Origin of the sequence: Photorhabdus sp. RM322S (genome assembly GCF_042879395.1) — a bacterium.
Taxonomy (GTDB): Bacteria; Pseudomonadota; Gammaproteobacteria; order Enterobacterales; family Enterobacteriaceae; genus Photorhabdus; species Photorhabdus khanii.
In genome coordinates, this window is sequence record NZ_JBHFKW010000048.1 from 1 (window position 1) to 23963 (window position 23963).

Consider the following 23963-nt stretch of genomic DNA (forward strand, 5'->3'; position numbering starts at 1 on the left):
GATGAACAATTTTACCTATAATTTTTTAGTAGAAGCAATTAACTTCCCAGACCATAATTATGCCAGATTTTGAGAAATGGCTCTCTTGGCTGGCTAGCTGACATCCCACTTTTGCTTATATATAAATTTTCTAGCAAATTGCCACAGTCAATAAATTAAATTATAAGATATAAAAACAATCAGTTACTTATTGCATGAGATATCAGAAGATCATTCGATTAAAGGATTTGTAGCTGTGATATGAGGTTTCTTGCAGGAAATTTACCTTGGTAGACAATTTTTGATTTTTACGAAAATAATTAATCAAATTTTGTAAATATTTCCCTTAAGTTTTCAAGTCATTCTCCTTCTTATTTAGGTAAGAGCCTTTTTATCCATAGTCCATTCGTTATGTAGTTACATTTTATTTGAGATATCAAATATAACTGTGGTTTTACTCAGTTCTCTTGTTTTACTGACTAAATATTTAGTCAGTAAAACAAGAGAAGACAAGCGTAGCGCGTCAGCTTGAGAATTCACCTACCATAGCAATCTAACTAACTGATAAAATTATCTGCTTCCTATTGCTACACATTAAATCCTGCGCTAATCTTGCCATACTTAATCGCTGTCATCGACAGCCGCCAATGTTTCCGAGTGGCTTGAGAGGAAACGCTTTCGAGTAGCCAGCGCTGTCATTGACAGTTCCCAATGCTCTCAACAGGTCTGAGAGGGAGCGCTCTTGAGCGACCACACTTACAATTCTCTCTTATCTGAAAAGAGAAGGCCGTTAAGCACCATAAGGCTGATAACCCCACTTATCCTTTGAAAGTGGGGATCGCGTAGTAAAAGCGATGAAGGTTCATTTATACATTTAAACTCACTCGCGGGTTGTTTATCCCGGAGGAAACGAGTTTTTTTATACTCAGGCGTCAGACAAGATAACTTTCCCTATCTTTCGCTCTAATGAGACTAAACCTCATGGTTTACCTCATTTCACTTCACGTAAGCCAAAGCTCACGGTTTGCTTTGCTCGCGTCTTAACCACGGCTGTCTGAACTATCAGGCAGTTAGATCGGTTATATCTCAACATCAACATGTTGCAACAGTTTTACGCTGCTACGAACAGCGCTTTGCTATGCCATCAGGCATTTGCAAGCACCAACTCTGTTTTCGTTGACTATCTCCAATGCTTAAAGGCGTCACTTTTTGCAGGTTTACTGCTGAAAGTGACGCCGCAGCATAAGAGCAACATTCACTTTACAGGCGTATGCCTGTTCAACAAATCAGTGCTTCTGTCACTGCTATTTAAGATTAAAAAAACATCAAAAAGGAGAACTTGACGATACCGAGGCTGGCTTTTTGCCAGAGGGGATAACCTATTCACACAGGCGGTAGTACAGCGTACTGAAACCGATGCCCCGCAACACCTCAACAGCGTTCACTCTGGCGCACAGGTATCGTTCAAGGACAAAACAGATAAACCCTGTTTTGTCAGAACTGTCGCGCGCCAGAGATTTAATGTTGTCAGGTGAAAAATAAGGGGTGATATGAGTCGATTAGTCAGGGAAATGCAAGCCTTTGCCAGACAAGCAGGAGGCAGTCATAAAACCTGCCATGACCGCATTCGGATAGCGGGACGGCTGGGTGAATTCTTGTTGAAGCTGAACATCCAGGTAAAAAACCTTAACCATTTGAAGTCAAAGCACATTGAAAGTTATATCCATGCCCGGCTGTCTCAAGGCATAGCCAAACGCACCTTGCAAAATGAGATGTCAGCACTTCGCCACATCTTTCTTCTGGCAGGCCGGACAAAATTAAGTGCTTCTCCTCGACTAAGTAATCAGACTCTGGGATTAAGTGGTGCCAGTCGTGCGGGGACAAAACAAGCCATTCCTGACGCACTATTTCAGACAATCTATCAGAAAGCTGCAAAATATGACGCCGGACTAGCTATCACACTCCAGCTCACTCGTTTGATGGGATTGCGTTCTCAGGAAGCCGTTCAGTGTAGTGCTTCACTGAAAAGCTGGCGAAAACAACTTAACCAACCTGAACCTAAACTCTATGTGGTTTTTGGCACCAAGGGCGGTCGCCCAAGGCAAACCCATGTGTTGAATGTGGAAGCTATGAAAAAAGCCGTCGATAAAGCCATTGAAATCGCAGAACAACGCGGTGGCAAGCTGATTGATAAACCCAACCTCAGACAGGCCATGAACTACTGGCGTACACACACGGTACGACTGGGATTAACAGGCCGTTATGCTCCGCACAGTTTGCGCTACGCATGGGCACAAGATGCGCTGAAGCTTTACCAGCAAAGCGGTTTTACCCGTCAGGAAGCTAGGGCCTTAGTTTCAATGGATTTGGGTCACGGTGATGGCCGGGGGCGTTATGTTGAACGGGTTTACAGTCAAAGGGAAGATTGAGCAATGGCAGAGGCAACCTTAATTTGTCTGGCAGACGTGATGAAAAAAGTCGGTTTAAAGAAATCATGGATTGACCATCTGATGCAACAAGGCGATTTCCCTAAACCTGTCAGGCGGGGTATCCAGCCAGAAGAATGGGTGGAGAAAAAAATTGATGAATGGATTATCAATAAAACCAGCAGCCGTAAGAAAGCACAGGGATGAATCTAGATAAAATGACTACAAGTAAACCTTATTTATTTGATTATTGAGTCAAATAATACAATCAGTTAAAGTAGCCTCGCCATCGGCAAAATCCGGTGGTCAAGGGGTCGCAGCCTTGACGATTCACGGACACTGGTAAGTAGTTTTTACCAGTGCGCCTGCTTTCGCTCTTTCTATGGCGGTTCAGGCGGGGGAGGCTAACGCCTCGCCGGATGTGAATCGCCGGTACTGCGAACCCTGTTTGAATCGCCACCACCAGAGGTAAGCAGGAATGACAAAAAACCAAAAAGACTGGCATACCGCCGATATTATCGCTGCGATACGTAAGAAGAATAAAACGTTGGCATCATTATCCAGAGAACACGGTTTAAGTTCTTCAACATTAGCCAATGCTTTAGTCCGACCTTGGCCCAAAGGGGAGCTGTTGATTGCTCAGGAAATTGGTGTAACACCTGCCGAGATATGGCCCAGCCGATATTTTGATGAGAATGGGCAATTTATCAAGCGAACCATTCGAAATGATTCTGACGAATAGATTTAATATCAATAAGTTATCTCTTTTTCGGGAGAACTGCGATAAATTTTAAGCCTTGAGACTAACAATGAAATCCTGAATGATCGGACCTTTACTGCTCTCATGGCTTTTCCAACCTTATAACCCGTAATTTATGTAGCCTTTTTGATCACATTCATTTTTAACAAGATACTCTCCATTGCTTGTAGCCAACCCGAAATTATCAGAGTGGTTTATTTTTAATCTCTGGTTTCTGGCATCTATTGTTCAGATGTTTTCACTTGTTTTTATGCTCTTGCGGTAAATTGTGGGGCACATAGTGGGGCACGTAGAAGGAAAAAACAGTCAAGTAAATAAAAATAAATCATTAAAATTCAATATCATAAAACATTTAGTTTAATTTGTGACGATAACTTAGCATTAGGTTTTAGATCCCAGAGCAGAGAATAGATTACTTGCCAGTATGGAATACCTGACAACTAAAAACCCATCCCAATAGATGGAACAGATGGTAAGGCATCATTATAGCCCCATTAGCAATAAAAATGGCAGGATCCTGAATACCAAACCCAGAAGATCAATCTTGTCATATTTATTAAAATTTAGGATAAGTAAAATATTCTATCAGGACCAAATATGATATTTAAGAACGCGATACTACCTGCATTCTCACTACCAATCATAAGAAATGCTTACACACTACAAACAAGCAGATCACCCGTTTAAAATAGGAACAGAGAAACGTTAACATCCGCTACAACCAATAAAACGGCTAAAAGAAAAGCAAGAAAATGGCTGAGTGTTATCGGAATCATTTAGTAATATCGTTAAATAGTACGTGTAAAAAATAGATTAAATAAAAAGAAGAAAAGAAGGAAATAAACTGAAAGAAATTGAAGGCAGTTATTAATAATTCTTAATTTTAATAAAACAACTAAGTTTTTCAGCCAATGAAAAGATATTCCATTGGCTGAATGATTATATTACCTATCAGGCAACAATAGGTGCGCGCCAATCATCTGCGCCAGAAGTACCTGCGGTTGTATGCTCCCAGTTAATCTTACGATAAGACAGAGAAACACGAACCAACTGAGTAAATTCAGATTTTGTTGAATCCTGACAATGCGGCATTTTGCAATCAATGTCGATAATAGTCGCATCTTCCAACTGAGTTGTGAAGAAATGCTCTTGTTTCCCTTCAACAGAAGTGCGGTACCATTTCAATTCCACATTCGTCAGCATTTCACCAGAAGCCAATGCGTTATAAAGCAATGGAACCGATTTATTTAATGCAACTGTGAAACGGAATGGTTTATGAGCACGCTGACCAGAAGGCTGACCTGATTGAGGATCAGTGGGTACGGTAACTACATGATCAAATGCCTGAACCAGCATTTCATCTTCGTGCCCCTGAACATAAATATTACCCACTGATTCAGCAGTGAATGAGCCAGCGGTAATATTACCTTGGGTTTTTCCAGTGATGGAAATATAACATGGAGTTGGCATGAAAATATCCTTTAAAAAATTGTATCGATATTCAAAGTAGCGTTCATATTAATTTCTATAGTAATTATTTCATCTCGAAAAAAATCACTTGCGAATGCATCGAACGCTAAAATGAATAATAAATACCAACGAGCTCATTTCAAAATAAAATCTCAATTAAAAAATAGCTCACTCATCATCAACGAATAAAAATATTATAATGGCAACTTTTTCAACACAATAACCCTTAAATGTGGTAATTTTAAGAATATTAGACTAGTTAAGATAATTCAGCCCAATGAAAAATACACACATCAAATTGAAATTCAATAAATTTATTAATGTCAAGTAAATTTATTTCTTGGGCAACTGAAAAATAAAAAGTAAATCAAAAATTTGATCCCCATCACCCTATTAATAACTATAATAATATTTTCAATATGAAATTAAATTTAAAGTTGAAACAAAAAATACACTTGGAAACACTTTGTTACACAATGAAACAAAAAATCACAAAAAATTTATAAATACCCAGAAAAATAGCTGCTAATATTACTATATTGGGGGACTTGACAAAGAAATGGCTTGAGAGGAAATCAAAACGTAAATTATTGCAAAATATAATAAAATCATCAAAAGGCCGAATAGAGGGGTATATCTGTCTATGTTTTATCTTTACAATAAAAAAACAAAATGCGACACTCTACTTTGCAGAGCTGTCTATATTGATGCTATTGCTCGATGCGTAAGAATATTCTGAATCCGTATTTATCTATATACTCATACAAGTCGACTTACTACCCAATCCAATGTAGTTAATCCTCCGTCTCATTAAATCAGGAGGGATTTTTACGTTATCCATCACATAATAGGTAGGTATCAGGGGCAACTCTCTCATCAATATTGTTATCAAATAATTCCTAATTGCCAAAATTGTATTACCCGAAGGATTTTAATATGAGTAAAAATAGCCCAGGCAGTGTAGCACCGAAGGAAAGGATTAATATCAAATATGTCCCAAATACCGGTGATCAAGTAGCTGAAATCGAATTACCACTTAATTTACTTATTGTCGGTGATCTTAAAGGGACGAAAGAAGATACGCCAATTGAAGAACGCCAAGCTGTTTCTGTGCACAAAAATAACTTTAATTCCGTGATGAATGAAGCAAACATCAATCTCACGTTTAGCGTCCCTAATCGTCTCAATGATGATAGTGGAGATGACCTGCCAATTAACCTGGAAATAAAATCACTAAACGATTTTTCACCCGATAACGTGGCAAAAAAAGTTCCTGAATTAAACAAACTGTTGGAACTGCGTGAAGCACTTGTCGCACTAAAAGGGCCGTTAGGAAATATTCCAGCATTCCGCACCCGCTTACAGGAATTACTGGGTGATGAAAAAGTCCGCGAACAACTTCTAAAAGAACTTGAAATCGTCAATCAAAAATAATTGACTGGAAAGGAGTTTTTAACATGTCCTTGCATGAAGAGAGCAGTACAACATTAGCCCCAGGGTCTACCACCTCTTTGCTTGACGAGATTATGTCTCAGGCAAGAATGACGCCGGAAAATGACGGCTACCATATAGCAAAACAAGGTGTTGCGGCTTTTATCAGCAGCATCTTGGGTACCGGTTCTAACGAAGAACCCATCAACAAGCTCGTCGTTGATAGAATGATTGTTGAACTTGATAAGACACTGAGCACTCAAGTCGATGAAATCATGCATGCCAAAGAGTTCCAGGAGCTGGAATCATCATGGCGTTCACTGAAATTGTTAGTTGATCGCACAGATTTCCGTGAAAACATCAAAATCAACATCATCCATGCCACTAAAGACGAATTACTGGAAGATTTTGAATTCTCACCAGAAATCATCCAATCAGGCTTATACAAGCATGTTTACTCAACAGGTTATGGTCAATTTGGTGGTGAACCGGTTGCCGCAGTCATCGGTAACTATGCGTTTAGCAATAGCTCACCCGATATCAAACTGATGCAATACGTCAGCGCGGTTGGTGCGATGGCTCACGCGCCATTCCTCTCTTCCGTTGCTCCTGATTTCTTTGGCATCAGCAGCTTTACCGAACTGCCAGCAATTAAAGATCTGAAATCCGTCTTTGAAGGCCCGGCTCACACCAAATGGCGTGCTCTGCGCGAATCTGAGGATTCACGTTACCTCGGCTTGACAACACCACGATTCCTGCTGCGTCTGCCATATTCAACTATTGAAAACCCAATTAAAAACTTTAACTATCAGGAAGATGTCAGCAAGGATCACGAACATTTCCTGTGGGGTAACACTGCGTATCTGCTGGCATCCTGCCTGACTGACAGCTTCGCCAAATATCGCTGGTGCCCGAACATTATCGGCCCGCAAAGCGGTGGTACTGTCAGCGATCTACCCGTTCACCTGTTCGAAGCAATGGGACAAATCCAGGCCAAGATCCCAACAGAAGTTCTGGTTACCGATCGCCGTGAATTCGAATTGGCTGAAGAAGGTTTTATCACCCTGACCATGCGTAAAGGCAGTGATAACGCCGCATTCTTCTCTGCCAACTCAGTTCAGAAGCCAAAAGTATTCCCGAACACCCGCGAAGGGAAAATGGCTGAAACCAACTACAAACTGGGTACTCAACTGCCCTATATGTTCATCATCAACCGCCTTGCACACTACATCAAAGTGTTGCAGCGCGAGCAGATTGGTTCCTGGAAAGAGCGTCAAGATCTGGAGCGTGAACTGAACACCTGGCTGAAACAGTACATCGCCGATCAGGAAAATCCACCAACAGATGTCCGCAGCCGTCGCCCGCTGCGTTCTGCCCAAATTCAGGTTTTGGATGTGGAAGGAGATCCAGGCTGGTATCAGGTAGCAATGCAAGTTCGCCCTCATTTCAAATACATGGGAGCCAGCTTTGAGTTGTCACTAGTAGGGCGTTTGGATAAGGAATAATTAGTCATGGCTGCGCTGTACAGTTGGAATAGAGAAGGCTCTGCCAGCTTGTTTGAGCGTATTCAGGGGAAGAACTCGGGTTCTTCCCGCCAGTCAAGAATGCGTGAGCTACTCAACTCCATCAGACGGCACCTGAATAATGTTCTCAATACCCATCCGGGTGCTTGTCAGAGTGCGGTTGATCTTGGCGTTATTGATCTCAATGACGCCACAACCACCGCAACTGACTTTAAGCAAAGTATTGAACAGGCAATAGAGCATTGCATTAGAAATTATGAACCAAGAATATCATCAGTCTCTGTCAGTGCAATCCACGATGATAGTGATCCGCTGCTGTTGAGTTTTCAGATCAGTGCCCGGGTTTCCCTGGATGATATTAATGATGTCGTTGAATTTAACATTCAACTGGATAACAACCGGCGTTATTGCCTAGAGCGGACTCAATAAATATGTCACTTGAAAAATACTTCAGAGAGGAATTGGATTACCTGAGACAATTGGGGAAACAAGCCGCAATTGAACATCCTCACCTCGCTTCATTTCTGTCTGAACAAGGCTCTGACCCGGATGTTGAGCGTCTGTTGGAAGGATTTGCATTCCTTGCCGGTAACTTACGGGCAAAAATTGATGATCAGTTCCCCGAACTGACTCATGGGTTACTGCATATGCTATGGCCAAATTATCTGCGGCCAACACCCAGCATGACCATTATCCAGTACACACCCGATGAAAGCACCGTCACACAAGCCACACAGATTAAGCGCGGAGCTCAAATCCAGAGTTGCCAGCTAGCAAATAATGATGACGAAGACGATAAAAATATTTTCTCAAGCAGTACCGACCCAAATAAATCAGACAAAGACAACCGCTGTACTTTCACTTTATGCCGTGATGTCTGGCTGTTTCCAATGTCGATCAGGGACATTTCCGTCAATAACAGCAATGAGCAAGGTGTTATTGGTCTGAACTTTACCTCAAAGACAGAACTCAGCTTACAAGAGCTGCAACTTGATAAGCTGCGTTTTTATCTGAGCGGCGATGATTACAGCAGTACACAGCTCTATTTTTGGCTCAGTTACTACCTTGAAGACGCAAAACTTATCGTAGGCGATACCACCATTTCATTGCCGGATTTTGATGTCGTTCCGGTTGGTTTTAACCGGGAAGATGCTCTGTTGCCTTACCCGAAAAACTCCTATATGGGTTATCGCATCTTGCAGGAATACTTCTGCTTTTCTGAAGGGTTTCTGTTTTTTGATATCACGGGTTTCCCCAAGTTACCAGCAGATCTTAAAGCCAGTGATTTTACGCTGAATCTCTATTTTTCAGAAGCACTTCCACCGGAAGTTAAAATCCGCCAAGATACTTTCCGACTGCATTGTGTACCGGCAATCAACCTCTTCCCAATGGATAGCGAAGCTATCCTATTGGATGGCAGCCAGGCGGAATATCCATTGAAAGCCAGCTATAGCCATCCTGATCGCTACGACATTTTTTCCATTGATAAAGTGGAAAGCAATCTGCTTGGTCCAGATGGTAAACCCGACTTCACGCGCGGTAGTGAGCGGAGCTATGTACCATTTGAAAGTTTTCATCATCAAATCGAGCATGAAAGCGAACTCAACACCCGCTATTTCCGTATCAGGGTCAAAGAATCCCCTTTCCGCAAAGGACTTGAGCACTATATCTCTTTCGTACGTGGCGATGCATCACAGCTACTGAAACTGGAAAGGCATGAAAATGTTTCTGTCAAATTGACCTGCACCAACCGCGAACTGCCACTGCAACTACGGGTGGGTGACATTAATTACGCTTCACTGGGCAGCCCGTCATTTGCGTCGTTTCGTAATATAACCCGCCCATCCGTTCCACTTTATCCATTGATGAGCGGCGAATATCACTGGTCCCTCATCTCAAATATGTCACTGAATTATATGACATTACTGAATAAGGACTCCCTGAAACAGGTACTGAGTACCTACGATCTCCCCAGCATATATAATAGGCAGTCATCACGGTCATCACAAAAACGGCTGAACGCGATTGAACGGATCGAAACGAAACCAATAGACCGCCTGTTTAAAGGACTTCCTGTACGTGGTTCGGAATCAACATTGTATATCCGGCAACAGGCTTTCAGCTCTGAAGGTGAGCTCTACCTATTCTGCAACATACTGTCACGTTTCTTCGCATTATATGCCAGCATTAATTCCTTCCACATGCTGAAAGTGATCAATTTAGATAATCAGGAATGCTATGAATGGCCGGAACAAATAGGTCAACACGCGTTGATGTAACGGGAAAAAATTCGCCAGAAAATCTGGTGCCGGATGTCTCAAAATACAATTTTTATCAATTGGTCGAGTTACTCAACCAATTGGCGGTAGCGTGGGAAAAAACGGGGCAAACCGATCGCCCTGACCGGGAAGCAATCAGTTTCAAATCCAGTGCCAGCCTGGCTTTCCCGACCAGAGATGTTGTCTCTGTGAAACGTACCGAGCAAGGTCGTTTTCAGATGGAAGTCTCTTTTCTTGGATTACATGGTAGCCAGTCACCGATGCCTGGTTACTACCTTGATTCACTGGCATGGGAAGAAGCCCAAGGCGAAAACCGGCTGACTGATTTTCTGAATATTTTCAATCACCGCTCAGTCGTCATGCTTTATCAAATCTGGCGGAAATATCGTTATTACATCTGTTTTGACAAAAACGGAATGGACGATTTTTCTCAGCGCATGTTCGCTTTGGTTGGGCTTGGCAGTGATGTGAACCGTGCTCATTTAAATATCAATCATAGCAAAATGCTGGCCTATGCCGGCCTGCTAGCCAGCCCCGGTCGATCACCAGAAGTCATACGCAGTTTGATTTCACACTGCTTTGATCTGCCGGATGTTACCGTGCATGGCTGGGAAATTAGGAAAATCGCCATTGGACCATCACAACAAAACCGTCTGGGCGGAAAATTGAAATTAAAAGGTCGGAAAAAAAAGATTGAACAGTCCATCATGGGAGAAAACTTTTTCCTCGGTTCATGGGTGAGAAGTTGCAACAGTAAATTTATGATATGTATCAATGACCTATCCCGTGAACACTTCCTGTCATTCCTACCGGACGGAAAAAATTTCCTGCCACTGGTGATGTTTATCTGCTTTGTCCTGCGCGATCAATTGGCTTGGGATCTGCGTCTTGGACTGGCCGAAAACCAAGCGGGCGGCATGGTTCTTGGTACGAAACAAAACAATAACCTGGGGTGGACCAGCTTTCTCGGCGAGCCGGAAAAGAAACCCTTTATCACAATTTCAGTTAGTGGATAAAGACGATGGAAAAACAACAGCCAACCCTTTCATTACGCGTGATCAACAGCGATCAACTGGAAAGCGGCAAATCTGCCAGTTGCCTGTTCTCCACTCAAGGCGGCACCGTCGGCAGCAGCGAAAGCCATCTTTGGTCTGTTCAAGATCAGAAAGGCAATATCAATCCATCACAATTTACTATTCAGTGGCGTGATGGCGCATTTTGTCTGCAAATGATCGCCGGGCCTCTGTTTGTGAATCAATCACCACTGACCTCGGGTACCGGCTTCATCCGATTGCAACAAGGGGATGAAATTACTGTCGGCAAATTGGTGCTCAAAAGCCATATCAGTTTTTCCGACGCAGATCGGATTGATCCCATGATGGTATCACCGGAATCACTCGTCTCCAGCTATAGCAATCCACTGGATGCCATGATGGAAAAAGACCCAGTCCAAGATACCACTTTCACCGATCATCGTTCTTTGGCGCCAACGATTAACCACGATTTTAGCCATGACCCACTTAAGGTTCTCGACAGCGAAAATCTGACCACACTGGACCAAACCCCAGTGAGTAATGAAATAAACCAGAGCCTGCAACAAGGCCATTACAACACCCCATTATTCTTCTCTCCCCTCTCAGACAACAGAGGCAATGCTATGGATCGGGATTTTGTTGATTTACCGAGTATCTCTTCACCTTTAAGTGAACAATATCAGGACATGGAACAGCAGCACATCGCTATCACACCATTGATGCGAGGGTTGAGCACACAATTACCTTTGCATAACAGCCAACAGGCCAACGACTTTCTGGAAGAAATGGGTAAAACCATGAAAGCGGCGATTGAAGGCTTATTGGCATTGCAACGTGCACAACATGGTTTGCGTGATAAGCAACTACGCCCTATCGAAGACAACCCACTGCGGCTCAATATGGATTACGACACCACCATGCAGGTGATGTTCGCGGATCAAAAAAGCCCGGTACATCTCTCTGCGCCATCCGCCGTCGCTGAGAGCCTGCACAACCTGCAACTGCACTATCAGGCTAACCGGATCGCGATCACTGCCGCATTGAACACCATGTTGGATGCTTTCTCACCGGAACACCTACTCAACCGTTTCGCTCAATACCGTCGCAGTAATGAGACGCAGGAGAAAGACGCAACCTGGGCGTGGGAAATGTACACCAGTTACTACCGCGAACTGGCTTCCAGCCGCCAGCAAGGATTCGAAAAACTGTTTAGTGAAGTCTATGAACAAGCTTATGACCGCGCTCTGCGTCAGGGTTTAGAGGATAGCCAGTAATGAAACGCTTCGGCGGTAATACCTCATGGTTCAGTAATCACACCTTATGGTTTGTATTGCTGGCAGCGCTGATGTTAAGCGGTTGCAGCGGTGCATGGCAGGCTACGAAGAAAGTCGGACAGGTTGTCTGGGACCCATCGACCCCGGTCGGTCAACCTGCGGATTTACCTTCCACCGCCGCGATCACTTTGCTGGCAGAGCCTGATATCAATCCCAACAAAAATGGCGAACCCACGCCGGTTGAAATGCATCTGATCTATCTCAGTGAAGATTCCCGCCTGCTTGCCGCTGATTATGATCAGCTTGAGAGCGACAAACTGGATAAAGCGCTGGGGAAAAATTACATCAACCATCAGGATTACACCTTATTGCCGGGGCAGTACAAACCGTTGCCAGTCATCCCACTGGAAAAAAATAGCCGTTACATCGGCGTCATCGTTCGTTATGCCGATATCAATCAATCTGAATGGAAAAAAGTGATCAAAGTAAAAGACACAGGACAGCAATACCACATCTTGGTGCACATCAGAGCGAACGAAGTTGAACTTAGAAAAGAGGAGCAATAATTATGTCAGGTAAAAATCGGGTGATTTGGCGCGAAGGATTATTTATCAAGCCACAACACTTCCAACAACAGCAAAAACATAATGACTATCTGGCTCACAGCCGCCTGGCAACCTTAACCAGTTACGGTTACGGTTTCAGTTCCCTGACTATTGACAAGGATCTTCTCGCTCTGGGGCGTATCGGTATCACCGAAGCCAGCGGTATCATGCCGGATGGCACCGTGTTCTCTATTCCGCATCAGGATGTCACGCCTCAGCCACTTGATGTAGAGAATCTTCACGATAGCAACAGCAAAAGTATCTACCTGGCGCTACCAATAGCCAACGACACCCTCAATGAAATCTCCCATTCGGAATCCGATCAGGCCGGGGCTGTACGCTACCGTGAACATACGGCAGATATCCGTGACCTGCACACTGATGGCGGTGATGTCAGCCAGCTCATGCTGGCACAACTGACACCGGTTTTGAAACAGGGCTCAGAGGATCTCAGCGCGTTCTCTTTGCTGCCGTTATGCCAGATAATAGAAAAGTTGCCGACTGGGACTCTCATACTGGATGAAGAATTCGTGCCAACCTGTACATCCATCAATGTTTCCAGCCGGTTAAAAATCTACATGGATGAAGTGAATATGGCACTGATAGAACGAGGCAGATCACTCTCTGATCGGATTGGTTCACCTAGTCAGCAAGGAGTAGCTGATGTTGCTGAATTTATGATGCTCCAGTTAGTTAACCGGGTTCAGCCATGGTTTAACCACTACGCCAGACAATCCATTCTGCACCCACAAGATTTTTTTACTCAGTTGATCCAAACCTGTGGTGAACTAAGAACATTCACGGCTGCATCGCGTCAGGTTGGCATTGTACCGGATTACACTCATGACAATCTCACGAAGACATTCAAGGAAACCATGATCCCCATGCGCGAAGCACTGGGTGTTGTCCTGACCCCGCGCGCGATCCCAATTAAACTACAAAATCAATCAAATGGTATCCAGGTGGCAAATATTTATGATCGTGATGTATTGACCAAAGCGGATTTCATTCTGGCAATCCGCGCACAGATGCCACAGGATCAATTACTCCGCCAATTCCCTCAGCAAACTAAAGTCACATCGTTGGAAAAAATCCGCGAAAGGGTCAGTGTCCAGTTGCCTGGCGTAAAACTGGTCGCGCTTCCTGCGGCTCCACGTCAGTTGCCTTATCACGCCGGCTACACCTATTTCCGTTTTGATCAACAAGGCACGGCGTGGCAAGAGATTCTGAAAGGCACCACCATTGCCTTCCATGTCTCGGGGGACTTCCCTGGATTAGACATGCAATTCTGGGCAGTCAGCAATGGGAGTGACTAATGAAAACCGAAGCCATTAATGACAACCCGGCTCTAACGCCGGAAGTCACTGATACTGTCTTGCATCGTCAGTATCAGTTACCGCTGCGCGGAGAAAGCCTAAATCCAATGATTGATGCCGCCACACCGCTGCTTGGCATGGTAATGCGAATGAGAGACATGGGTGATCAGCCACTGCCGGACCAACTTTACCAACAGGTCGTGACCGATATTCAGGCAATCGAACAATTTCTGCAAACTAAAGGTTATGAACCGGGCGCGATTGTCTCTTTCCGCTACATGCTCTGTACCTTCATTGACGAAACCGCACTGGGACATGGCTGGAACAGCAAAAATGAGTGGTTACAACAATCACTGCTGGTGAGATTTCACAATGAAACCTGGGGCGGTGAAAAAGTCTTTCAGTTGCTGGAGCGTCTAATGGGTGAACCTAAGCGCTATCAGCATCTGCTGGAATTTATCTATCTCTGCTTCTGCCTTGGCTACCGTGGCCGCTACAAAGTGGCTTCGCAGAAAGGTGATGATTTTGAACATTTATTCCGCCGGTTACACCAACAACTGCACACGCTGCGGGGCGAAGCGCCAGCAACCATTCTGCACAGTAACGCTAACGAGCGTGATGGCCGCTACCGACTGGGTAAACGTCTGACCATCAAACACCTGTTCTGGAGCGGCACGGCGCTGCTCGCCGTGGTTTATGGCTTCTATGCTGTCCGGCTACACAGCCAGACCGAAAACATCTTACAACAGCTAAATAATTTACTGAGCTAGGAAAGAACCGATGATCCAGATTGATCTACCCACATTAGTTAACCGCTTAAATCCGATGACCCGGCACGCTCTGGAAACGGCGGCAGCGCAGTGTGTCAGCCAGCAGCAACCTGAGATCACTGTCTCTCAGCTACTGCTGCAAATGATCAACACACCTCTCAGTGATGTCAGAGCGATCTTCAGCCAAGCCGAGGTAGACAGTGACTTGCTGAAAGAGCAACTTGATCAAATGATCCCTCACCATCAAACGATGGTTCAAGCCTACCCCAACTTCTCCCCGATGTTGGTGGAGTGGTTACAGGATAGCTGGCTGTTAGCATCAACCGAAATGCAGCATCAAGAATTACGCAGCGGTGTCATGCTAATGACATTGCTGTTCAGCCCGTTACGCTATCTGACACCGCAATCCGCTCGTCTTCTGTCGGGCATAAATCGCGAATTGCTGCGTCAGAATTTCACCCAGTGGACTGCCGGCTCTGCCGAACAACCTGTTGTGGAGAACGATAAAAATGGACAAGGAAAAACCGTTGCCAACAGTGACAGCCTACTCGCCCGCTTTACTCAGAATATGACAGAACAAGCCCGTCAGGGAAAACTCGATCCGGTTCTGTGCCGTGACACCGAAATCGACCTGATGATCGATATTCTCTGCCGTCGCCGTAAAAATAACCCAATTGTGGTGGGTGAAGCGGGCGTGGGTAAAAGCGCACTGATTGAAGGGCTGGCTTTGCGCATTATCGACAACCAGGTACCGGAAAAATTGCACAACAGTGAACTGATGACACTGGATCTGGGCGCGTTACAAGCAGGCGCCGCGGTAAAAGGTGAATTTGAAAAACGCTTCAAAGGCATCATGAGTGAAATCAGCCAGTCATCCGTACCAATTATTCTGTTCATTGATGAAGCCCACACGCTGATTGGCGCAGGCAATCAACAGGGCGGACTGGATATCTCCAATCTACTGAAACCCGCCTTGGCTCGTGGTGAATTGAAAACTATCGCCGCAACCACTTGGGGCGAATACAAAAAATATTTCGAAAAAGACGCGGCCCTCTCCCGCCGTTTCCAACTGGTCAAAGTAGCCGAACCGACAGCGGAAGAAGCCACGATTATTATGCGTGGCCTGCGGGCAATCTATGAACAGGCTCATGGCGTATTGATCGATGACGAAGCGCTGAAAGCCTCTGCGATATTAAGTGACCGCTACCTTTCCGGTCGCCAGTTACCAGACAAAGCGATTGATGTACTGGATACCGCTTGTGCACGTGTTGCCATCAACCTGACAGCACCTCCGCGTCAAGTTTCCGCACTGAAAAACCAGCTCTACCAGCAGCAAATGGAATCGAATGTGCTGGCAAGGGAACAACGGATAGGGCTGAACCAGCATACTGACAGACTGGATGAACTACAGCAGCAACAGCAAGAAACAACAGAAAAACTGGCTGAACTGGAAGCCAGTTGGCAGCAACAACAGCAACTGGTTCAGCAAATTATTGAATTGCGCTATCAGCTATTAACGGATGAAACAACTGATCAAACAGAAGAGAGCGCACCATCCGCAGAGATAACAACCGAAGAATTGATTACCAAACTGGCCGAACTTAATCAACAGTTGGAGCAGTTACAGCAACAACAAACTCTGGTTTCTCCTCATGTGAATAAAAACCAGATTGCAGCAGTTATTGCTGAATGGACCGGCGTACCACTTAATCGTCTTTCACAAAGTGAACTCTCTGTTGTCACTGAACTGCCAATCCATCTGGGACAAAGCATCAAAGGGCAAGATCTCGCCATCAAATGCCTGCATCAACATCTGTTGACTGCCAGAGCCGACCTGCGCCGCCCCGGTCGCCCATTGGGAGCTTTTCTGTTGGTAGGTCCAAGCGGTGTTGGTAAAACGGAAACCGTTTTGCAAATTGCAGAATTAATGTTCGGTGGCCGTCAATACTTGACCACCATCAATATGTCCGAATTTCAGGAAAAACACACCGTTTCCCGCTTGATTGGCTCACCTCCGGGCTATGTGGGATATGGCGAAGGTGGCGTACTCACCGAAGCTATTCGCCAAAAACCTTACTCTGTCGTCCTGCTTGATGAAGTAGAAAAAGCCCACCCTGACGTACTGAACCTGTTCTATCAGGCATTCGACAAAGGTGAACTGGCCGATGGTGAAGGCCGGGTGATTGATTGCAAAAACGTGGTCTTCTTCCTGACCTCCAACCTGGGCTATCAAACCATCGTCGATAACGCTGACAAACCGGAAGAGATGAACGACCTGCTCTACCCTGAATTGGCCGCTTTCTTCAAACCGGCACTATTGGCGCGAATGGAAGTGGTGCCTTATCTGCCGTTGGGATACGACACCCTGAAAACCATTATCCAAGGCAAACTAGTCCGCCTCGATAACCTATTACGTCAACGTTTCAATGCCGAAGTCACCATCAGTGACGACGTTATTGAAGAGATACTGCAACGGGCAACCCGTGCGGAAAACGGCGCACGTATGCTGGAATCGATCATTGATGGCGCTTTGTTGCCGCCACTATCCCTGCTGCTGCTGCAAAAAATGGCTTCAGGAAAACAGATCAGTACCATCCAGCTAACCGTTGATGCACATGAATTCAACGCGGTGATTGAGGAGATACCATGAAACAACGGCTGAAAAGCGCATTAGCGTTATTGGAAAATGACTCTATTGAGCAATTGGTTCACCACTTTCTTCAGGTGAATCACCAACGCCAGCGTTTTGACGCCTTGCTGGTCTCTCTGCTTAACGTGAATGAAAGCCGTCTGGAATGCTACCGACTGCCAGCGTCAAACCAAATAAGCGCTCTGCAACTGGACGTCAATATTGGCGATATCAACCATCCGCTGGTACAAATCCTGTACAAAGGCACCCCCACAACCTGGGGATCACTCAATCAAGGAGTGCGGGTAGACAATCAAAACTTTCGCACCTTTGTCGAAGAGCTTCCCCACCGCTGTGGTCTGCATGCCATCCCGCTGTTTAACTGCAACGGACAAGCGTGTGGTGTCATTGCTATTTTCGCCGAAGATATCGGTCGCTTTGCCGACGATAGCAACATGTTTTACATCTACTGCTATGTCATGCAACACCGATTGAAAAGATTGCAGGAATTGGAACAACTACGTGAACAACTGCGCCAGATCCGCCAGGTCTTTCAGACTCAGCGCCAAAAAGAAAAACAGCTTGATGAATTATTAGCTTCATTGAGCACCACAGCAGAAAACAAAACATCGGCCAGTGTCTCTCACGATTACAGCAAAATTGACAACCTGCCTCAGGCAATCGAAGAGTTTGAATGTGCGGTACTAATACAACGTCAGCATATCTATGGCAGCAATACCAAACAAATTGCGGAAAGCCTGGGCATTGCTCCCCGCACATTGACTTATAAACTGGCGAAATACAGGTGTAAATTATGAGTTTCTTGTTACTTGTCAGTTCATTAATCGCATCCCTAACGGGCACACCCGATATTCAGCCTACTCAGGAAGCCACAACAGAGCCGCCACTATCGGCCTTGTTGCAATGCCGCTCAGAACCTTCACCGCTGATCAGACTCGATTGCTATGACCGTCTATTGGATAAAGTGGATAAAATTGCCGTTATTCCGTTAGAAAAAACCGGCCCGGCCTGGAGACAAGCAATGGAACAGGAAATGAAACGCACTGATCATTCAACCGGTTTTATCACTACCCAATCCGAGGGAATTCCGACCCGCGTCATACTCACCACACCCGCGATCGGTACTCTGCCACCACGGCCAGTACTGATGCTGAGTTGTATCGATAACATCACCCGGATACAGGTCGCACTGACTAAACCACAAGACAGTGGCACGGTGATGATTTCGACTGACATAACCCAATTCAGCGCCGACTGGTTCTTACGCGAAAATGGCTACCTGCTGGAATCCAGCCGTGGGCTACCCGGCATTGAACAACTTAAACGACTGATGACAGGCCACACCCTGACCATCAAAACTGACAACGGCAGTCAGATAACATTCAACATTTCTCAACTGGAACAGGCGGTGAAACCTTTACGCACCGCCTGTCGTTGGTGATCCCATGGATATCAGGAAACAATTTGACTGGCAGGGCCTCCTGCTGACCCCCCTTTCGGATGAACTGACTGGCAGCGAGCTGGATGAAAACGAACCCGCCTGGGAATATATTGACGGCGAAATGGTTAAGCTGGGATCACTGGCCCATTCCACCATTGATATTGAAGAGATCCAGCGTCAGGCGCTGCAACTGTTCAGCGAAAAAAGCAAAGATTTCAGGCTGATGGTGCATTTACTGCGCACACTGCAACACAGCAGTAATCCCGCTGAACTGATACTGGCAATGGAGCTGTTAGCCGATTACATCCAGCATTACTGGCAAACTGCCTGGCCGCAAAAACCCCTGCTCAAACGTCGCCTGGCACAGCAGGTCATTAAACGTTTTGACACTGCTCATGCCGGTTTCTGCGAACAGGCTGATGAAGCTCAGCGAGAGGCGGCACAAGGCGCACTGGCTCATCTGGCGCAATGCTGGCATACCGATGAACCCGCACTGGCTAAAGAGATCGACCAGCTGCGCCCCCGCTATGCCCGCAAACCCGCACCAAAACCCGTCGCCGCACCGGCTGAATCAGCAGAAACCGGCGCACAACCCGCGGGCACCTCCGCGCTGACACCCGCACCGGCACCGGATGTCGCAGTAGACAGTTCCAGTGAAAAAGCCTGGAAACAGACATTACTCACCGTTGCTGATCTCCTGTGCGAACGCCAGCCCGACATCGCCACAGGTTACCGTCTGCGCCGTTATGCCATCTGGCACACCCTGACCACCGCACCGACGGCCAGCAGTAAAGGCAAAACCCCGCTGGCACCGACCTCGGCGGACCGTACCGCAGATTATCTGGCAAAACTGCCCACAGCTGATAAATCCTTACTGCGACAGATAGAACAGAGCCTGACCCTCGCCCCTTACTGGCTTGACGGCCACGCTATCGCGGCTCAGGCCGCCGAAAAACTCGGCTATACCGCCGTCGCTGGGGCCATCCGTGATGAACTGAAAGCATTTCTTGAACGCCTGCCGGTGTTACAGACCCTGTATTTTTCCGATATGAGTCCGTTTATCTCCTCCTCAACCCTGAACTGGCTGCAACCGCCGGCGACTGCCGCCGTCAACGGCGGCGCAACACCGGATCAAGAAGCCATCTGGCAATGTTTCCGGCAACACGGACTGGAAGCGGCACTCAACGCGGCAGAACAGCACCAGCAGCAACTGACCGAACCCCGGGATCAATTCTACGGCCAGCTGCTCACGGCACAGCTGCTTGAACAGGCAGGCATGACGGCCCTGGCACAACAACATTACCGGCATCTGTTACAGGCAGGACAACACCTGTTACTCACCCATTGGGAGCCCGGCCTGCTGGCGGGACTGGCAGAAAAAGCTGCAATGACCGCCACCCCAAAGGATACGATCGCAAACAGGAGCGTTAACCCATGAACTGGCTCTCTCTTCTTCTGAAAAATATCAAAAAACCGGCGATGCCGCGCCTGCCGCCGCTCAAAGCCACCGCCTCGCTGATACTGGCCCTCCTGCCCTGTATTGCTCTCATCTGGATATGGTGGTGGGGACCCGGCTGGCAGTTCAGACAAACCCACCCGCTGGAAAATCTCTCCGCCCGCTGGCTGGCCACCGTCATTATTATCCTGCTGGCCCTGGGTTTTATCGGGACGAAAATCTGGCGCCGTCTGCGTCAGCTCGAAAAACTCAAACTGGATGTGGAGTTGAAAGAGATCGATCCGGTACTGGCCGATATCACTCACCAGGACAGCTACCTTAATCACTGGAAAGAGCAGCTACAGCGCCATCTCGGCACCTGGAATTACCTCTACCAGCGCCCCTGGTACCTGATGCTGGGCAACACCGGCAGCGGCAAAACCGCACTAATTCAGGAAGGTTACAAACTGACTGATATCGCCCTTCCGGACAGCCATAAAGGGGAAGAGGCTCACCCCCTGCACCTGCGCTGCTGGCTGGGGGAAAAAGCGGTCATCATTGACCCGGACGGCTTTCTGATCGACCAGCTATCACCGCCCGATACCCGCAAGCCCCAGCTGCCCGCCCGTCTGTGGCAATCGTTGCTCGCCTGGCTGACCGAAAACCGTCAGCGCCAGCCCCTCAACGGCATTATCCTGACGGTGGACACCCACCGTTTACTGACCGACAACAAAGCGCAGCGCGAACGGTATATCGCCGCGCTCCATCTGCGCCTGCAAGATCTGCGGTTAACCCTGCACAACCCCCTCCCCTTCTATCTGGTGCTGACCAAACTGGATCTGCTGCATGGCTTCAGCGCGGCATTCCAGTCACTGGACAAGCCGCAACGCACACAGATACTGGGCGTCACCTTCAGCCTGAATGCACAGGATGAGCACCGCTGGCGTACTGAGCTGGCACAGTTCTGGCAGCAGTGGATGCAGCAACTCAATGCCGCGATGCCGGACATGATGCTCAACAAAGTGGATATCAGCCAGCGCAGCCCGCTGTTCAGCTTCACCCGCCAGATACAGGGGCTGCACAGCTACCTGATTCAGCTGCTGGAGGGCATTCTCTACAATGGCGGCCCGGCACAGCCCGGGCTGCGCGGCGTTTATCTCACCTCGTCCAGACAAATCGGCCAGATGGATGACATCTTCACCCAGTCTGCCGCCGTGCAGTATCACCTGGGGCCACAGGCCTTTCCGACCTGGCCGGTGGCCGATACCGCCCCCTACTTCACCCGCGCGCTGTTTGAAGACGTCCTGCTGGCCGAGCCCAATCTGGCGGCGGAAAACCGCCTGTGGCTAAGCCATCACCGCCGCAAACTCCTGACCTTCTCCACCGCCGGCGCCGCGGTTGCCCTGGCGCTGTGGACAGGCTGGCACTATAACTATCAGAAGAACTATCGGGCCGGTGAAGAAGTGCTGGCACAGGCCAGAACCTTCCTGTCCATTCCCCCACCCAAAGGGGAAGACCGCAACGGGAACTTACAATTACCCCTGCTGAACCCTCTCCGGGAAGCGACCCTTGCCTACGGGGATTACCATCAGAAAGGACTGTTCACTGATATGGGACTGTACCAAGGCTCCGATGTCGGTCCGTATGTCGAAAACACCTACCTGCAACTGCTGTCCCAGCGCTTCCTGCCCGCCCTGATGAATGGTCTGCTGGATGACCTGAACCAGGCGGCCAAAGGCAGTGAAGAGAAACTTGAAGTCCTCCGCATCATGCGGATGCTGGAAGACCGCAGTGGCCGCAATAAGTCGCTGGTAGAACAGTACATGCGCGAACGCTGGAGTCAGGTGTTTAACGGCCAGCGTCAGGTGCAGGAACAGCTGCTGACCCATCTCGACTATGCGCTGGACCACACTGACTGGCGGGCGGCCCGGGAAGCCGATAACCCGGCCGCTATCAGCAGCTTTGCCCCTTACAAACACCCGATGGCAAACGCCCAGAAAGAACTGGGCCAGCTCTCCATTTATCAGCGGGTGTACCAGAACCTGCGCATCAAAGCCCAGGACTCACTGCCGCCGCCGCTTAACCTGCGTGACCAGATTGGCTCCGGCTTTGACCGCCTCTTTATCGCCAATAATGACAAACAGCTGATTATCCCCCAGTTCCTGACAATGAACGGCCTGAACAATTATTTCGTCAAACAGGACGACCAGCTGATTGACCTGACCGTGATGGACAGCTGGGTGCTGAATCTGTCACACAACGTGCAGTACAGCAAGGCCGACCGGCAGGAAATTCAGCGCCAAATCACCGAACAGTACCTGGGGGATTACACCGCCACCTGGCGCGGGGCCATGAACAACCTGGATATCCGTCACTTTACCGATATCCCGCAGGCCATCGGTGCCATTGAACAGGTCATCAGCGGGGAACAGCCTCTCAGCCGCGCATTGCAGATCCTCAGCGACAACACCCGCCTGCCGGTGATTAATGAGACCCTGCCGGCCAAAGAACAGCAGCAGTTACGCGACACCCCGGATTACCGCCTGCGGGTGCGCATCAACCGGGAATTCGCCCCGGAAACCGCCGTGCTGGTGGAATACGGCGATAAAAACAGCACCCTGCAAAGCGTTTATCAGAAACTGACCGATCTGCACCGTTACCTGCTGGCGATTCAGAACGCCCCGGTACCGGGTAAAGCCGCCCTGAAAGCCGTCCAGCTGCGACTTGAACAGAACAACAGCGACCCCATTTTCGAAGTACAGCAGCTGGCGAAAAACCTGCCGGAGCCGTTAAACCGCTGGGTCGGTGAACTGGCTGAACAGGCGTGGCAGGTGGTCATGAGGGAAGCGGTCAGCTCGCTGGAAGTCGAATGGAGCGAAAACGTCGTCAGACAGTACCAGACCTACCTGGCCGGCCGCTATCCGTTCAACCCGGACGCCACCCAGGATGTGCCGCTCAGTGAGTTCGACCGCTTCTTTCGGCCGGGCGGCACGCTGGATGCCTTCTATCAGCAGAACCTCAAACCGTTTGTCGAGAACAACCTGACCTACGGCACGGACGGGGAACAGCTTATCCGCCCGGATGTGCTGAAACAGCTGACCCTGGCTAACCGTATTCGTGACACCTTCTTCACCCCGCAAAACGGCCTCGGCACCCAGTTTGCTATTGAACCCCTCAGCCTGACCGGCAACAAACGCCGCAGCCTGCTTAACCTCGACGGACAGTTACTCGATTATGCCCATGGCCGCGGCAGCATCGTACACTTAATCTGGCCAAACTCCATGCGGGCCGGGGTGGAAAGTCAGCTCACGCTGATACCGGACGTCAGCGGCAAATCCCCACGCGCCATCAGCTTCACCGGCCCGTGGGCACAACTGCGGCTGATTAACAGCGGCAAACTGACCAACGTACGTCAGGATTCCTTTGATGTCCTGTTCAGCGTGGATGGCGGTGACATGACCTACCGTATCTACGTGGATGAATCCAACAACCCGTTTGCCGGCGGCCTGTTCAGCCAGTTCACACTGCCCGATACACTCTATTAATCAATAATAAAAAAGCACCTGCCCC

General features: G+C 47.8%; 18 protein-coding genes. 17 read left to right on the top strand and 1 reads right to left on the bottom strand.

The annotated features are described in order from the left end of the window. The first annotated feature begins 1529 nt into the window (after positions 1–1529). The 3 genes from ACGF63_RS19760 (at position 1530) to ACGF63_RS19770 (ending at position 3147) form a co-directional block, all read left to right on the top strand. Entirely contained in the window at positions 1530–2408 is an 879-nt protein-coding gene (locus ACGF63_RS19760) for an integrase domain-containing protein (RefSeq protein WP_387632779.1), read from the top strand. A 3-nt stretch (positions 2409–2411) separates the two neighbouring features. Then, complete coding sequence (locus ACGF63_RS19765) at positions 2412–2612, top strand: helix-turn-helix transcriptional regulator (RefSeq protein WP_387632780.1); 201 nt, start codon at positions 2412–2414, stop codon at positions 2610–2612. Between the two features lie 271 nt (positions 2613–2883). Beyond that, positions 2884–3147, top strand: a complete 264-nt coding sequence (locus ACGF63_RS19770) for a helix-turn-helix domain-containing protein (RefSeq protein WP_387632782.1) — start codon at positions 2884–2886, stop codon at positions 3145–3147. Between the two features lie 969 nt (positions 3148–4116). On the opposite strand, the gene ACGF63_RS19775 is transcribed toward ACGF63_RS19770, so the two are convergent. Then, positions 4117–4635, bottom strand: a complete 519-nt coding sequence (locus tag ACGF63_RS19775; protein ID WP_021323277.1) for an Hcp family type VI secretion system effector — start codon at positions 4633–4635, stop codon at positions 4117–4119. Positions 4636–5571: 936 nt separating this feature from the next. On the opposite strand from ACGF63_RS19775, the gene tssB reads away from it, so the two are divergent. The 14 genes from tssB to tssM are packed head-to-tail and all read left to right on the top strand — an operon-like array spanning position 5572 to position 23938. Continuing rightward, positions 5572–6069: a type VI secretion system contractile sheath small subunit gene (gene tssB / locus ACGF63_RS19780; protein WP_046974843.1), complete on the top strand. Its 498-nt coding sequence runs from the start codon at positions 5572–5574 to the stop codon at positions 6067–6069. A 23-nt stretch (positions 6070–6092) separates the two neighbouring features. Continuing rightward, the gene (gene tssC / locus ACGF63_RS19785; protein WP_132355609.1) at positions 6093–7571 is read left to right on the top strand and encodes a type VI secretion system contractile sheath large subunit; all 1479 of its coding nucleotides are present in this window, start codon (positions 6093–6095) and stop codon (positions 7569–7571) included. Between the two features lie 6 nt (positions 7572–7577). Beyond that, positions 7578–8018, top strand: a complete 441-nt coding sequence (gene tssE, locus ACGF63_RS19790) for a type VI secretion system baseplate subunit TssE (protein WP_132355610.1) — start codon at positions 7578–7580, stop codon at positions 8016–8018. Positions 8019–8020: 2 nt separating this feature from the next. Further along, a complete protein-coding gene (tssF, locus tag ACGF63_RS19795) occupies positions 8021–9868 on the top strand; it encodes a type VI secretion system baseplate subunit TssF (protein ID WP_387632784.1) in 1848 nt (615 codons plus the stop codon). After that, the gene (gene tssG, locus ACGF63_RS19800; protein WP_023043435.1) at positions 9832–10884 is read left to right on the top strand and encodes a type VI secretion system baseplate subunit TssG; all 1053 of its coding nucleotides are present in this window, start codon (positions 9832–9834) and stop codon (positions 10882–10884) included. Before tssF ends, tssG begins: the two co-directional genes overlap by 37 nt. 5 nt (positions 10885–10889) lie before the next feature. After that, positions 10890–12176, top strand: a complete 1287-nt coding sequence (gene tagH / locus ACGF63_RS19805; protein ID WP_036836719.1) for a type VI secretion system-associated FHA domain protein TagH — start codon at positions 10890–10892, stop codon at positions 12174–12176. Then, a complete protein-coding gene (gene tssJ / locus ACGF63_RS19810) occupies positions 12176–12742 on the top strand; it encodes a type VI secretion system lipoprotein TssJ (RefSeq protein ID WP_166290565.1) in 567 nt (188 codons plus the stop codon). The genes tagH and tssJ overlap by 1 nt, the downstream gene beginning before the upstream one ends. 2 nt (positions 12743–12744) lie before the next feature. Then, positions 12745–14097: a type VI secretion system baseplate subunit TssK gene (gene tssK / locus ACGF63_RS19815; protein WP_023043438.1), complete on the top strand. Its 1353-nt coding sequence runs from the start codon at positions 12745–12747 to the stop codon at positions 14095–14097. Continuing rightward, complete coding sequence (gene icmH, locus ACGF63_RS19820) at positions 14097–14867, top strand: type IVB secretion system protein IcmH/DotU (protein WP_166290567.1); 771 nt, start codon at positions 14097–14099, stop codon at positions 14865–14867. Before tssK ends, icmH begins: the two co-directional genes overlap by 1 nt. A gap of 10 nt (positions 14868–14877) precedes the next feature. Continuing rightward, positions 14878–17517, top strand: a complete 2640-nt coding sequence (gene tssH / locus ACGF63_RS19825) for a type VI secretion system ATPase TssH (protein ID WP_387632788.1) — start codon at positions 14878–14880, stop codon at positions 17515–17517. Beyond that, complete coding sequence (locus ACGF63_RS19830; protein ID WP_387632789.1) at positions 17514–18314, top strand: helix-turn-helix domain-containing protein; 801 nt, start codon at positions 17514–17516, stop codon at positions 18312–18314. Before tssH ends, ACGF63_RS19830 begins: the two co-directional genes overlap by 4 nt. Then, the gene (vasI, locus tag ACGF63_RS19835) at positions 18311–18958 is read left to right on the top strand and encodes a type VI secretion system-associated protein VasI (protein WP_132355619.1); all 648 of its coding nucleotides are present in this window, start codon (positions 18311–18313) and stop codon (positions 18956–18958) included. Before ACGF63_RS19830 ends, vasI begins: the two co-directional genes overlap by 4 nt. Before the next feature lie 4 nt (positions 18959–18962). Further along, complete coding sequence (gene tssA, locus ACGF63_RS19840) at positions 18963–20396, top strand: type VI secretion system protein TssA (RefSeq protein ID WP_387632790.1); 1434 nt, start codon at positions 18963–18965, stop codon at positions 20394–20396. Next, positions 20393–23938 carry a type VI secretion system membrane subunit TssM gene (gene tssM / locus ACGF63_RS19845; RefSeq protein WP_387632791.1) on the top strand — a complete coding sequence of 1182 codons (3546 nt, stop codon included), beginning with the start codon at positions 20393–20395 and terminating at the stop codon, positions 23936–23938. Before tssA ends, tssM begins: the two co-directional genes overlap by 4 nt. The last annotated feature ends 25 nt before the right edge of the window (positions 23939–23963 follow it).

Bases quoted from the DNA above. Each gene is read 5' to 3' on its own strand.
- tssJ (WP_166290565.1), top strand. From the start codon at position 12,176: ATGAAACGCTTCGGCGGTAATACCTCATGGTTCAGTAATCACACCTTA.
- ACGF63_RS19830 (WP_387632789.1), top strand. From the start codon at position 17,514: ATGAAACAACGGCTGAAAAGCGCATTAGCGTTATTGGAAAATGACTCT.
- tssG (WP_023043435.1), top strand. From the start codon at position 9,832: ATGGCCGGAACAAATAGGTCAACACGCGTTGATGTAACGGGAAAAAAT.
- vasI (WP_132355619.1), top strand. From the start codon at position 18,311: ATGAGTTTCTTGTTACTTGTCAGTTCATTAATCGCATCCCTAACGGGC.
- tssB (WP_046974843.1), top strand. From the start codon at position 5,572: ATGAGTAAAAATAGCCCAGGCAGTGTAGCACCGAAGGAAAGGATTAAT.
- tssK (WP_023043438.1), top strand. From the start codon at position 12,745: ATGTCAGGTAAAAATCGGGTGATTTGGCGCGAAGGATTATTTATCAAG.
- tssC (WP_132355609.1), top strand. From the start codon at position 6,093: ATGTCCTTGCATGAAGAGAGCAGTACAACATTAGCCCCAGGGTCTACC.
- tssF (WP_387632784.1), top strand. From the start codon at position 8,021: ATGTCACTTGAAAAATACTTCAGAGAGGAATTGGATTACCTGAGACAA.
- ACGF63_RS19770 (WP_387632782.1), top strand. From the start codon at position 2,884: ATGACAAAAAACCAAAAAGACTGGCATACCGCCGATATTATCGCTGCG.
- tssM (WP_387632791.1), top strand. From the start codon at position 20,393: ATGAACTGGCTCTCTCTTCTTCTGAAAAATATCAAAAAACCGGCGATG.
- icmH (WP_166290567.1), top strand. From the start codon at position 14,097: ATGAAAACCGAAGCCATTAATGACAACCCGGCTCTAACGCCGGAAGTC.
- tssA (WP_387632790.1), top strand. From the start codon at position 18,963: ATGGATATCAGGAAACAATTTGACTGGCAGGGCCTCCTGCTGACCCCC.
- ACGF63_RS19760 (WP_387632779.1), top strand. From the start codon at position 1,530: ATGAGTCGATTAGTCAGGGAAATGCAAGCCTTTGCCAGACAAGCAGGA.
- ACGF63_RS19765 (WP_387632780.1), top strand. From the start codon at position 2,412: ATGGCAGAGGCAACCTTAATTTGTCTGGCAGACGTGATGAAAAAAGTC.
- tssE (WP_132355610.1), top strand. From the start codon at position 7,578: ATGGCTGCGCTGTACAGTTGGAATAGAGAAGGCTCTGCCAGCTTGTTT.
- tagH (WP_036836719.1), top strand. From the start codon at position 10,890: ATGGAAAAACAACAGCCAACCCTTTCATTACGCGTGATCAACAGCGAT.
- tssH (WP_387632788.1), top strand. From the start codon at position 14,878: ATGATCCAGATTGATCTACCCACATTAGTTAACCGCTTAAATCCGATG.
- ACGF63_RS19775 (WP_021323277.1), bottom strand. From the start codon at position 4,635: ATGCCAACTCCATGTTATATTTCCATCACTGGAAAAACCCAAGGTAAT.